Below are 12,132 nucleotides of genomic sequence, written 5' to 3'. Positions count from 1 at the left end.
CGTCAGCGGTGGAAGACCGGCAGCGCCCGGCCGTCGTCGAGGTCGAGCCAACCGACACGGACCGGGTCGCCGATCCGCCAGTCCTGCCCTTCGAGGGTGGACAGCACGAATGGTCCCTCGGCGAGCCGGATCCGGGCGATCGTGTACGGCACGGCAGCCTCCGGCACGGGTGCCCGGTGCACCACGGTGAACGTGTCCACGACGCCGTGGCCGGACGCCTCGACGAACCCGAGATCCACCATCGACGAGCAGGCGGTGCACAGCGCACGCGGCGGATGCTGGACGTGCCCGCAGGACCCGCAGGTCTGCAGCGTGTAGCGGTGCTCCCGGGTGGCGTCCCACCAGCCGGCCGTCACGTCGTCGGGTGGCGGCACGTGCATCACCGCACCCCCAGCACGACCGTCGCGTGCGTGGACAGGATCCCGCCGGTGCCGTGCGCCACGGCCACCCGGGCGTCGGGCACCTGCCGGGCTCCCGCCTCGCCGCGCAGTTGGCGGACCGCCTCCACCAGCAGCAGCACCCCGTACTGACCGGGATGGCAGTACGACAGGCCGCCGCCGGAGGTGTTCAACGCCAGCTCACCGCCGGGACGGATCCGGCCGTCGGAGATGAAGTCGAGCCCCTCCCCCGGCCCGCAGAAGCCCAGCGCCTCGATGCTGAGCGCGGCGGTGATGGTGAAGGAGTCGTACACCTCCAGCACGTCCACGTCAGCCGGAGTGATGCCGGCCCGGGCGAACGCCTCCCGGCCGGACTCGCGCGCGCCGGTGGCCGTCAGATCCTCGACCGCGGTCATCGACGTGTTCGTCGACCGTTCGCCGTAGCCGAGAACCCGTACCGGCGGGTGCCGCAGGTCGCGGGCCCGGTCGAGCGTGGTGAGCACGACCGCCCCGCCACCGTCGGTCACCAGGCAGCAGTCGGCGACGGTCAGCGGGCTGGAGACCATCGGCGCGGCGAGCACGTCGTCGACGGTCAGCGGCCCGGCGCCGTAGCGGAACGCGACCGGGTTGAGCAGCGCCCACGCCCTGGCGGCGACCGCGATCTCGGCGAGCTTCTCCCGCGTCCCGCCGTACCGGTGGAAGTACTGTTGTGCCGCCATTGCGTAGTACGACAGCGGGTACAGGGGGCCGTACGGCGTCTCGAACTGTGCCTCCGGGACGTGCTCCTCGACGACTCCGCCGAGGCTGCGCGAACGCGCGGAGCGTTGGTTCGACGCGAAGCTGATGACAACCGTGGACACCTGGCCGGCTTCGATCGCCTGGGTGGCACGGGCGACCATCATCTCGGCGGCCGACCCGCCGACGAATGTCGAGTCGACCCAGCGGGGCCACAGCCCGAGATATTCGGCGAGCTGTGTGGTGGAGAAGCGGGACACCCCGGTGGTGGCCAGTCCGTCGACGTCGGTGAGGGTCAGCCCGGCGTCGGCGAGCGCCCGGGTGACGGCCTGGGTCTGCAGCGTGAGCGTGGACTTTCCGGTGCTGCCGAGGTCGCACTCGGCCGCGCCGACGATCGCGACGCCGCTCACCGCGCGCCAGGCCCGTCGGCCGTGCCGAGCAGGACCGTCGCGTGGGCGGGGCGGGCTGCGGGCCGCTGTGGGCCGTACTCGCCGGCCAGGATCGTGGCGGAGAGGTCGACCCGGACGCGGTCGGAACCGACCTCGACCACGGTCGCCTCGCACCGGACCGTCTCGCCGGCGAACATCAGGTTGCGGAACGTGAACGACAGCTCGTGCACGAAGCAGCGCGGGCCGAGCGCGTCCTGGAGCAGCTCGACGAAGAGCGCCCCGAACACCTGCCCGTCCACGACCGGGCCCGGGACCCGCGCGGCGGCCACGAACTCGGGGTCGAAGTGCAGGCGGTACCAGTCCCAGGTGGCGCCAGCGTAGGCGACCATGTCGGTGAGCGTGATGGTGCGCTCCAGCGCGGGCAGCGCATCCCCGACGTTCGGTGGCACCCTCGATGTCATGCGGCACCGTCCAGGCTGACCAGGATGATCGTCTCCTCGTTGACGGCGAGCAGCTCGCCGTCCTGGTTGGTGTACGTCGCGCGCGAGGAGACCACGAGCATGTCCGCGCCGGTGCGGGTCTGCTTCTCGGTCAGGTCGTGGATCTCCCAGGTCGCGATGATGACGTCGTCGGGGCGTACCCGGCGGTGGAACGTGTAGCTGTTGCCGCCGCGGACCTGGCGGGTGCCGGGGACATCGAGGTGCCAGGAGTGTCCGGCGTAGCCGTCGCTGTTCATCGGGAGGTTCGCGTACTGGTTGGTCTCGCAGATGAGCGTCGGCGGAGCGGTCACGCCCGGCAGGCCCTGCGCACGGGCGAACTCGGGGTCCGAATACAGCGGGTTGTCGTCACCGATGGCCAGGCCGAAGTACCGGCCGGCAGCGGCGCCGAGCGGTTCCGGCGCGGTGTACACCTTCCTCGTGCCCAGCAGCGCGCGCAGTTCGTCGGTCAGCAGGCTCACGCCGTCTCCTCCGCTCCGCTGATGTTCGGATACACCGCCGTCGGGAACACCTCGAGCAGGAACTCGGGGCGCAGCAGGGCCTTGCAGATCGCCCCGGTCGACGCCGGCCAGGGCGGGCTGAGCAGTCGTTCCCGCACGCCGGCCACGCCCCGGTACGCCGGCAGCGCGGACTCGACGCAGTACTCGACCGTCTCCAGTAGGTGCTCCGGTCCGAGGCCGGCGTGGCGCAGCAGGTGCAGGATCGCGCCGTACGTCGCCTCGGCCTGCGCCACGATGTCGTCGGGGTGCAGGGCCTGCTGCGTCTGCATGTCCAGCGCGGCGAAACCGGACATGTACAGCGTCCGGCCGGCCCGGACCCCGGGGGCGTAGGTGAGCGTGTCGTAGCGGGACCAGCCCGGGTTGACCAGTTCCAACCGGTGCCGGGAGGCTGTGACGTCGATCGCGACGAGCGCGTCCGGGTGGTGCAGCCGGCTCATCAGGATGCCGCCCGCGCCCGGGTACACGCCGGCGCCGCCGAGGCGTTCCCGCCGCACGCGGTGCGTCCGGCGGTACACGTCGCGGGTCTCCGGCGTCGAGTAGTCGTAGGTCGTGACGACCGCGTCGAGGGACAGCCCGACCGCCGTGAGCAGGTCGCCCGCCCGGTCCAGGCAGTAGGCGTACTGCGCGGCGAAGTCCCCCGGGTGGACCACGGCGCCGGTGGCGTCGACCGGGAGCATCGTCGGTAGGTACACCGCGCCGTCGTGGCCGGTCCGCACGGTGGAGGCCCGCCAGGTGCCGGCCGGCCGGGGCTCGCTGGCGGCCAGCACCTCGCCGCCGCCGCGGACCGCGTGCAGCTCGACCTCCAGCAGCGCGGTACGCCGCACGAGCCGCTCGACGACGACCGTCCGCAGCACGGGCTCGTGGTCGCCGAAGACCTCCCGCCGGACCGCCGCGGCCGCCTCGTACTCGGCGAGTCCGGCGACCGTCACGTTCTCGGTGACCCGGGTGACGTCCTGCGGCCCGAACCCGGCGGCCGCCAGGATCGTCAGCACCTTCTCGTACGCGGTGCGCGCCTGCGCCGCCATGTCCCCGGTGACCGTCATCCTGCCGACGGCCTCGTCGAACGCGGCGGAGGTGTGGCCGGAGGTCCAGGCCGCGTCGCCCTCGGCGAGGCCGAGGCAGAACGTGAAGCCGTCGTACGGGAACCAGCGGAAGGAGGGCGGTTCGATGGCGTGTGGTGTCACGGGCGGTCCCTGCCTGTACCGGCGGCTGCCAGCGCCGCCATGAGCGGTTCGATGGTGTCCATCTCGTCGAGACGGGACAGCAGGTCGACGACGTCTGCGGTGTCGCCACCGGCGTTGCCGTGGAACTTCGCGACGAGTTGCTCGTCGGTCAGCGGGTTGTCCGGGCCGCCCGCGCTGCGTGGCACGCTGCCGGGAACGGCCGAGCCGTCGACGAGCGTGATGCGGGCGGTGCCGGGCGCGTCGGCTGCGGGGCCGCCGGTGGGGGCAACGTGCCAACGCACCAGCCGGGCAACGCGTTCCACCTCGGGTCGGCCGAGCGAGTCCGGCTCGTACGTTGCGGTGGTCAGGTCACCGTCGACGACGGCGGCGGCGATGCTCCACGGCAGCGAGAACTTCGCCGCGTACGGCGACGCCGGTCGCGCCAGGTCCCGCCGGGTGTCGCAGACCGTGGGCACCGAGTCGGGGTGCACGTCGACGTCGATCGCGGCGACGTCGACGGAACGGACACCGCCGCGGCGCACCGCGTCGCGGACCGCGTCGATCGCGGCGTGGGAGAGTTGGCACGCCGGGTACGGCTTGATGCCGATCCGGGTGGTCTCCCAGCGTGTGCCGAGCTCGGCGGTGATGGACGCGAGGTCGACCGCGCCGGCGGCCAGTGCGTCGTAGACACCGTGCGGGCCGTCGAGGACGTTCGCCGGGCCGCCGGCCCCGGCCGCGGCCAGCCGGGCGGCGAGGATACCGGCGTGCCCGGCGAATCCCGGGTGCAGCTGCTTCGTCGAGGCGCCACTGTGCAGGAACGCCAGGAGCCCGCCGGCCTGGCTGCCGGCGATGCCGAGTGCGTCGGTCGTCCGCGCGGCGTCGAGGCCGAGCAGCCGGGACGCGACGATCGCCGAGGAGAACACGCCGGCCACCATCGTGGCGTGCAGCCCCCGGGCGTGGAAGCCGTGCGACGCGGCGGCGGCGACCCGGCACACGGTCTCGTAGCCGACCACGGCGGCCTCGAGCACGGCCCGGCCGGGCGCGCCGACCTGCTCGCCGACGGCGAACGCGGCCGGCAGCACCACGGCGGTGGCGTGCACGAGGCCGCCGGCGTGGGTGTCGTCGAAGTCCAGTGCGTGCACGAGGGTGCCGTTGGCGAGCGCGGCGGCCGGCGCACCGACCCGGCCCTGCGACCCGATGATCGTCGCCTCCGGCGGCCCGCCGAGTCCCCGGGCGACGACGACGGCCGGTATCGGCGACGGCCCACCGGGCTCCCCCGGCATCGGGCTGGCGCGCAGTGCACCCAGCGCCGTGCCGACCCCGTCGAGCAGGTGCCGCAGCGCTGCGGCCCGGACCGCGGCCGGCATCTCGACGTGGCCCGTGCCCCACTCGGCAAGCTCCTCGGCGATCATCGTGACGTGGCTGTGGTGTCGAGGCTGTCAGGGGTGTCGGGGGTGTTCGCGCCGTGTGCCGGCTCGGCATCGCCGAACGCGCCGGCCGCCCGCAGCGCCACCACCTGAGACTCGTCCAGGCCCAGGATCTCCCCGGTGACGAGTGCGAGGTCCTCGTTGCGCCGCGGTGCCCGGCGGTAGGTGGGCGTCTCGTCACCGACCCGCACCGGGGACGCGAGTTGCCGTACCTCGCCGTAGCGGGGGTGGTCGGTGGTGACCACGAGGTTCCGGGCGGCGGTGTGCTCGTCCGCCAGGGCCGCGCCGACGTCGTTGATCGGGCCGCACGGGATCGACCCGGCGTAGAGCTGCGTGAGCCAGTCGTCGACGGTCTTCTGCCGGAAGATCGCCTCCAACCGGGGCACCAGGTCGGCGCTGTGCTCCCGCCGGCCGGCGAAGGTCGCGTACGGCGAGCCGGCCTCGGCCCACTCCGGGTGGCCGACGATCTGGCACAGCCGGGCCCAGAACTTCTCCTTCGCGCAGCCGACGACCATCCAGCCGTCCTTGGCCTCGAACGCCTGGAACGGCACGAGCGACGGGTGGGCCGAGTGGTGTGTGCGGACCGGCTGGAACCCGGTGTTCAGGTGCCACGTCGCGGGATAGGTCAGCATCGACACCGCGGTGTCGTAGAGGCTGACGTCGCAGTCCATCCCGACGCCGTCGCGGCGGGCGGCGTGCACCCCGGCCAGCAGCGAGATCGCGGCCACGAAGCCGCCCGAGTAGTCCACCAGTGACAGTCCGGACTTGGTGGGCGGTCCGTCGGGCTCACCGGTCAGCTCCATCCAGCCGGCGAGACCCTGCAACACGTAGTCGTAGCCGGGTTCCTGCTTGCGCGGCCCGGTCATCCCGAATCCGGTCAGCGACACGCACACGATGCGCGGGTTGAGGTGCTTGAGGTCGTCGTACCGGATGCGCAGCTTCTCCGGCACGTCCCCGCGCAGGTTGGAGTACACGACGTCGGAGACCGCGACGAGTTGTTCGAAGACGCCGCGCCCGGCGGCGGTACCCAGATCGAGAGAGACGCTGCGCTTGTTGCGGTTGAACGTCTCGAAGAAGAGCGAGTCCTCGTCCTCGGCGTACGGCGGCACGTATCGGCCGACGTCGCCGCCGGCCTGCGGGTCCTCGATCTTGATGACCTGGGCGCCGAGGTCGGCCAGGTGCACGCTGCCGAACGGTCCGGCGCCGTACTGCTCGACCGCGATGATGCGCAGGTCCTCCAACGGTCTCACGTGGTCGCTCCCGTCAGCTCACCGATCAGCGCGATGATCTCGTCCTGGGCCGCGCGGATCTCGACGGCCGGCAGCCCGTGGGTCGGCGGGCTCAGCTTCACGGTGTCGGCGATGCCGTCATAGGCCGCGATCCGGGCGGCGACGTCGTCGCGGGTACCGGCCATGGTGAGCGCGTCGACCATCCGGTCGCTGACGCTGCCCGCGAGGTGGTCCGCGCCGGCACCGGCCCGGAACGCGTCGATGACGGCCTGCTGGTCCTCGGCGAGGCCGTGGAACGCGAAGAAGTCGGCGTAGGTGCGGACCGTGGCGTAGAAGCCGACCACACCGGCGGCGCGGCGGCGGGCGAGCGCGGGGTCGGCGGCCACCGAGCAGCACGCGGAGACGACGACGTCGACGTCGTGGCGCGTCTTGCCGTCCGCGCGGTCGATGCCGAGCGTGAGGTCGGGCAGGACGTGCTCCCGCAGGTACCCCGGTGAGCACAGCTCGTGGCTGATCCAACCGTCGCCGATCTCGCCGGCCAGCCGGGTCATCAGCGGGCCCATCGCGGCCAGGTACACCGGGATCGGCCGCTCCGGAACGGCGTACGGCCGCTCGTAACCGCGGATGTGCATCGGCTCGAACTCGCCGTCGGCACGGATCTCGGCGCCGGTGGTGCAGGAGTCCCAGAACAGCCGGATGTTGTGGACCGTCTCGCGCAGGTGACCGACCGGCTTGCCGAACGGCACGTTGTGCCATTGCTCGTTGAGCCGGCGCACCCCGGAGCCGAGGCCGATCACGAACCGGCCACCGGACAGCTCGTCCAGGTCGAGCGCCTCCAGCGCGGTGATCATCGGGCTGCGGGTGAACGCCAGGACGATCGAGGTGCCGATCCGTGCGGTCGACGTCGCCCCGGCCAGGGCCGCAGCGGTGCCGGTCGCGCTCCGGTGCAGCTCCGCGGCCCACAGCACCTCGGCGCCCGCGCGTTCCGCCCGGCGCCCGGCGTCGGCCAGCTCCGCGAGCGTCTCCCCCCACGGCTGGTACGTGAGCCTCATGCCGTTTCCTTGCTGTCGCCGTCGAGGGAGAGTGGGGACTTCCCCACCGGGAAGAGGTTCTCCAGCTGTTCGGCGCCCCGGCGGTACACGTAGAACGTGCGCTTGAAGGAGCAGACCTCGTCGCCGTGCTGGTTGAGCGTGCGGGTGCGCACCGTGACGATGCCGGCATGCGGGCGGGACGCGGACTCGCGCTTCTCCAGCACGAGCGACTCGCTGTAGAGCGTGTCACCGGCGAACACCGGGTGGGTCATCCGGATCTCGTCCCAGCCGAGGTTCGCGAACGCGTTCTGGGTCAGGTCGGTGACGCTCTGCCCGACCGCGATGGCCACCGTGAGCGTCGACACCACGAGCGGCTTGCCGAACTCCGACCGTGCGGCGTACGCGGCGTTGAAGTGCATCTCGTTGGTGTTCATGGTCAGCAGCGTGAACCAGGTGTTGTCGGTCTCCGTGACGGTGCGTCCCAGCGGATGCTGGTAGACGTCTCCGATCTCGAAGTCCTCGAAGAACCGCCCGGTCCAGCCTTGCTTGAGCCCCATCAGCCAATCTCCTGAGAACGCGCGAGGTACCCGTCGCGGATCGTCCGCTTGAGGATCTTGCCGCTCGGGTTGCGCGGCAACGCGTCGACGACGTGCCACTCGCGGGGCACCTTGTAGCGGGCCACGTGCTGCCGGACGTGGCCCTCCAGGGCTCCGACGTCGATCCGCGTCCCCGGGCGGGCCACCACGAACGCGGCGATGCGCTCGCCGTACACCTCGTCGGGCACGCCGATGACGGCGACCTCGTCGACCGGCTGGTGGCGGGCGATGACCTCCTCGATCTCGCGCGGAAAGATGTTGACCCCGCCCGCGATGATCATGTCGTTCTTCCGGTCGACGATGGTGATGAAGCCCTCCTCATCGCGCACGGCCACGTCGCCGACGGAGAAGAACCCGTCGGCGTCGTATCCGGCCCGGGTGGCCTCCTCGTCGTCGAGGTAGCCGGCCAGCAGCAGCGGCGAGCGGGCGAACAGCTCGCCGGGCTCACCCGGCCCCACCTCGTTGCCGTCGTCGCCGGTGAGCCGGATCTCGTTCCAGAACCAGGGATGCCCGACACTGCCGGCCCGTTCCAGGGCGAACTCGGGGCGCAGGTTGGTGACGATGGAGCACTCGGTCGAGCCGTACAGCTCGTGCACGTCGACGCCGGGGAACGCGGCGATCACCCACTCCTTCAGCGCGACCGGCAACGCGGCGGCGTTGAAGTAGAGCGTCCGCAGCGCCGACAGGTCGTACCGGGCGGCCGGCTCCTCGCAGAACCGGCGGAGGTGCTGGGCGTGCGTGGGCACCAGGAACACCGTGGAGGCGCGACTGGAGGCCATCAGGTCCAACAGCCGCTCCGGATCCCAGGTCGGCAGCACGCTGCACGAGCCGCCGAGCATCGGGGCGGTGTAGGCGAACGCGAACCCCGCGCCGTGGTACATCGGTGCGACGGCGATCGTGCTGCGGTTGGGGCCGAGCCCGTAGTCCAGCCCGACTCCGAACGCGGTGAGGACCCGTCCCCGATGGGTCAGCAGGACGCCCTTGGGCCGCCCGGTCGTGCCGGAGGTGTAGGTGATGCAGAACGGGTCGAGTTCGTCGACGGGGACCTGCGGATCGACCGCGCGGCCCTGTCCCAGGAACGTCTCGTACCGCTGGCCGACCTCGCCGGCGAAGCTGAGCACGAGCGGCAGGTCGTCGAGCAGGCCGTCGACGTTGCCGGCCAGCTCGTCGGCCAGGACGATCCCCCTCGCCCGGGAGTGGGCGAGGATGTACGCGTTGTCCGAGCTGTTGTTCTTCGTGTTCAGCGGCACGGTCGGGATGCCGGCCTTCGCCATCGCCGCCGATATCTCGAAGTACTCGTAGCGGTTGTTGCTCAGCACCGCGATCCGCTCACCGGGGGCGATGCCGTGCGCGAGCGTCGCGGACGCGAGCCGGTTGGAGCGCTCGTCGAGCGCGCCGAACGTCACGGCGTGGTCGCCGTCGACGACCGCGACCCGGCCCGGCGTGGCCCGGCCGAACTCGCGGATCCCGGCGGCCATGTTGAGCTGCACACCCTTCACCCGGTGCCATCCCTCCCTGAGTCATTGATGCGCATGACGGCCCCGGTCAGAGTCCGTAGCGGGCGAGCACGTCCCGCTTGCCGGGGATGAGGACCTTGCGGGTCATCCGGCCGGTGGTGAGCCACGCGATCGCGTCGCCGTTCCTGGTGCTGGTCAGCATCCGTTCGACCAGGTACGGCGCGACGTCCTCGACGTGGTCGCACAGGATGTTCAGCCACCTGCGCTGCCGCGCCACCTGCTCCGGCGCGGCGGCGGCCTCGCGCAGCCACCCCTCGGTGATGAGGATGCCGGGGCGGATCTGGCCGATCCGCACGCCGGTACCGGTGACCTCCTTGGCCAGTGCCCGGGTGAAGGAGTCCAGACCACGCTTGGTGGCCGCGTAGACCCCCATGCCGGGGCGGATCCGGCCGTCGCTGCCCCCGCCGAGCACGTTGAAGACCTGGCCGCCGTCGGCGGTGAGCATGCCGCGGACGGCGACCTGCGACCCGTACACGGTGCCGAGCATGTTCGTGGTGACCATCGTCCGGACGTCCTCCGACGCGGTGTCGACGATCGGCCGGGTGGTGTTGGCGACACCGGCGTTGTTGATCCACAGGTCGACGCCGCCCAGCGCGTCGACCGCGGCGCTCCACATCCGCTCGACCTGCTCGGCGTCGGTGACGTCCACGGCGAACCCGTGGACCGTCGCTGCCGTGAGGGCCTGTGGGCGCAGCCGTGCGACGGCGTCGTCCACGGCCGTCCGCGAGCGCCCCGAGACGACGACGGAGTGGCCCCGCGAGAGCAGCTCGCGGGCGAGCGCGAAGCCGATCCCCCTGGTGCTGCCGGTGATGACTGCCTTACGCATGACTGCTCCTGCCCACTCAAGTCGGGAGAACGGGTCCGGTCAGTGGCCGGCCAACCGGGCGACCGCGTCGGCCAGCGGCACCACGTCGGCATACTTGGCGTCGAGGTCGAAGAGGTTGGCCTCGTGCGGGCCGGGATCGCGGTCGGCGCACGCCTCGCGCACCACCATCGGGCGGAACCCGTGTTGCAGGGCGTCCACCGCCGACGCGCGGACGCAGCCACTGGTGGAGAAGCCGCCGAGCACCACCGTGTCGACGCCGGCCGCGGTGAGCCAGGCGGCCAGGGCGGTTCCGGCGAAGGCGCTGGCGTAGTGCTTGTACACGATGTGATCGCCCGGGGCAGGCGTGACCTGGGTCGGGAAGTCGCCGAGTGGGTTGCCGGCGGCGAACGCGGTCAGTGCCGGCACCTTCGCGGCGAACAGGGGTGCTTCGGCGCAGGACTCGTCGGCGTACCGCACCGCGGTGAAAGCCACCGGAACCCGGGCGGCGCGGGCCGCCGCCACCAGCGCGGCCATCGCGGCCATCGCGGCCTCCGCGGTGGCCAGGAACAGCGGCGACGAGGGTACGGCGTACGCGGCGACGGGGTCGACCAGCACGAGCCCGGGCCGGGTGCCCCAGCCGAGCCGGCGGGCGAACCCGGCACCGGCGTAGTCGGCATCGAGCCTGCCGCCGCGCGCGGTACCGCCGGGGGTGGCGGACAGCTCGGCACCGTTCATTCGACGCATCGTATGCGTTGGATACATCGTTTCGCTAGGGGGAACATTGCGAGACGACAGGCTTGCCGCGCCCATGGAAACAGTGTTTCCATTGCAGCCATGCCGGTCTCGGACGGCGCCGATCTCACCACCGCCGGCTGCCGGGCGGCCTGAAACGCGAAGTGAGGAGCAGCGGGTGCGAGCGCACGTCGAACTGATTCACGAGAATGACTACATCTGGCACGTCGGGGAACTGCCGCACGGCGAGGGCGGGGTCCACGAACGCCGGCTCTCCACAGACGAGGAGGACGGATCGTCCTCGCTGGCGTTGCGGTTCGACAGCGACTGGGGGCGCGGGCCGGGCGTGCCGCACGCCGACACCGAGTTCTTCGTGCGGTCCGGCTCGCTGATCTACGGCGGTCAGGAGATCGGCCCGGGCGGCTATCTTCAGGTGCCCCGGGGTGTGCCGATGGACTGGATCAAAATCCGCGAGGGCTCGTCGGTGCTGCACTGGCGCGAGTACGGCGACTGCGGTTTCGACGTCGGGAAGGCACAGTGGAGTCCGGCCTCAGCGCGGTGGGAGACCGCCGTCGGCGAGGTGACGGTGGTCGATTCCAACGACATGGAGTGGACCGCCGCCCCGACGGTCGGGCCGATCACCCCGCTCTACATCAAGCTGCTGCACCGCGACCCGGTGACCAACTTCTACACCCGCCTGATCCGGGCCCACAAGGGCTGGAGCGACCACCGGCTGGCCCACCACCCCTGCTACGAGGAGTTCTACACGCTCGGCGGGAAGATGGCGTACAACTTCGGCGACATCGACGAGGGCACCTACTGCTTCCGGCCGGCCGGGGTGAAGCACGGCCACTTCGTCGCCGAGACCGACATCGACTGGATCATCCGGTCGGACGGCGAGCTGGTCAACTGGTACACCACCGACGAGTGGGTCAAGTGGGGCGGCACGGCGACCAACTACCACGAGCACGACGAGGCGCCGGTCATCTCCACCCTGCCGGTGCGGTCCCGTTCGCGCGGCCCCTGGTCCGGCGACGGGATGTGACGGCGACGGGGTGCGACGCGGCCACGACCACCGCCGCGTCACACCCCATGCTCGCCGACCAGGGTGGGCACCTCGTTCCCACGTACGGC

13 protein-coding genes are annotated in these 12,132 nt (G+C 71.8%); 1 reads left to right on the top strand and 12 read right to left on the bottom strand.

Annotation, left to right across the window (positions count from 1 at the left end; genetic code table 11):
* Positions 1–2 precede the first annotated feature (2 nt).
* The 12 genes from AC2CHG_RS01120 to AC2CHG_RS01065 are packed head-to-tail and all read right to left on the bottom strand — an operon-like array spanning position 3 to position 11,001.
* Positions 3–380 carry a Zn-ribbon domain-containing OB-fold protein gene (locus AC2CHG_RS01120; RefSeq protein WP_262013781.1) on the bottom strand — a complete coding sequence of 126 codons (378 nt, stop codon included), beginning with the start codon at positions 378–380 and terminating at the stop codon, positions 3–5.
* A complete protein-coding gene (locus AC2CHG_RS01115; protein ID WP_262013780.1) occupies positions 380–1,522 on the bottom strand; it encodes an acetyl-CoA acetyltransferase in 1,143 nt (380 codons plus the stop codon). The genes AC2CHG_RS01120 and AC2CHG_RS01115 overlap by 1 nt, the downstream gene beginning before the upstream one ends.
* Positions 1,519–1,962: a MaoC family dehydratase gene (locus AC2CHG_RS01110; RefSeq protein ID WP_046566734.1), complete on the bottom strand. Its 444-nt coding sequence runs from the start codon at positions 1,960–1,962 to the stop codon at positions 1,519–1,521. The genes AC2CHG_RS01115 and AC2CHG_RS01110 overlap by 4 nt, the downstream gene beginning before the upstream one ends.
* Positions 1,959–2,459 (bottom strand): FAS1-like dehydratase domain-containing protein, encoded by a 501-nt coding sequence (locus AC2CHG_RS01105; RefSeq protein ID WP_046566736.1) that lies wholly within the window; start codon positions 2,457–2,459, stop codon positions 1,959–1,961. The genes AC2CHG_RS01110 and AC2CHG_RS01105 overlap by 4 nt, the downstream gene beginning before the upstream one ends.
* Complete coding sequence (locus AC2CHG_RS01100; RefSeq protein WP_366624233.1) at positions 2,456–3,682, bottom strand: Rid family hydrolase; 1,227 nt, start codon at positions 3,680–3,682, stop codon at positions 2,456–2,458. Before AC2CHG_RS01100 ends, AC2CHG_RS01105 begins: the two co-directional genes overlap by 4 nt.
* Entirely contained in the window at positions 3,679–5,073 is a 1,395-nt protein-coding gene (locus AC2CHG_RS01095; protein ID WP_484523979.1) for an MmgE/PrpD family protein, read from the bottom strand. The genes AC2CHG_RS01100 and AC2CHG_RS01095 overlap by 4 nt, the downstream gene beginning before the upstream one ends.
* A complete protein-coding gene (locus AC2CHG_RS01090) occupies positions 5,070–6,338 on the bottom strand; it encodes a CaiB/BaiF CoA transferase family protein (protein ID WP_484523978.1) in 1,269 nt (422 codons plus the stop codon). The genes AC2CHG_RS01095 and AC2CHG_RS01090 overlap by 4 nt, the downstream gene beginning before the upstream one ends.
* Positions 6,335–7,369 carry an LLM class flavin-dependent oxidoreductase gene (locus AC2CHG_RS01085; RefSeq protein WP_484523977.1) on the bottom strand — a complete coding sequence of 345 codons (1,035 nt, stop codon included), beginning with the start codon at positions 7,367–7,369 and terminating at the stop codon, positions 6,335–6,337. Before AC2CHG_RS01085 ends, AC2CHG_RS01090 begins: the two co-directional genes overlap by 4 nt.
* On the bottom strand, positions 7,366–7,905 hold the full coding sequence (locus AC2CHG_RS01080; RefSeq protein WP_046566743.1) for a MaoC family dehydratase: 540 nt from the start codon (positions 7,903–7,905) through the stop codon (positions 7,366–7,368). Before AC2CHG_RS01080 ends, AC2CHG_RS01085 begins: the two co-directional genes overlap by 4 nt.
* Positions 7,905–9,443 (bottom strand): class I adenylate-forming enzyme family protein, encoded by a 1,539-nt coding sequence (locus tag AC2CHG_RS01075; RefSeq protein WP_484523976.1) that lies wholly within the window; start codon positions 9,441–9,443, stop codon positions 7,905–7,907. Before AC2CHG_RS01075 ends, AC2CHG_RS01080 begins: the two co-directional genes overlap by 1 nt.
* 46 nt (positions 9,444–9,489) lie before the next feature.
* Positions 9,490–10,287 (bottom strand): SDR family oxidoreductase, encoded by a 798-nt coding sequence (locus AC2CHG_RS01070; RefSeq protein ID WP_484523975.1) that lies wholly within the window; start codon positions 10,285–10,287, stop codon positions 9,490–9,492.
* 39 nt (positions 10,288–10,326) lie between these two features.
* Entirely contained in the window at positions 10,327–11,001 is a 675-nt protein-coding gene (locus AC2CHG_RS01065) for an isochorismatase family protein (RefSeq protein ID WP_262013773.1), read from the bottom strand.
* 175 nt (positions 11,002–11,176) lie between these two features.
* Here AC2CHG_RS01065 and AC2CHG_RS01060 point away from each other — a divergent pair, with 175 nt between their 5' ends.
* A complete protein-coding gene (locus tag AC2CHG_RS01060) occupies positions 11,177–12,043 on the top strand; it encodes a DUF4437 domain-containing protein (RefSeq protein WP_262013772.1) in 867 nt (288 codons plus the stop codon).
* The last annotated feature ends 89 nt before the right edge of the window (positions 12,044–12,132 follow it).

It is taken from the genome of Micromonospora sp. ATLC20 (assembly GCF_057196585.1).
The sequence above is the reverse complement of the archived record's forward strand: the minus strand, read 5'-3'. Positions and strand labels throughout refer to the sequence as shown.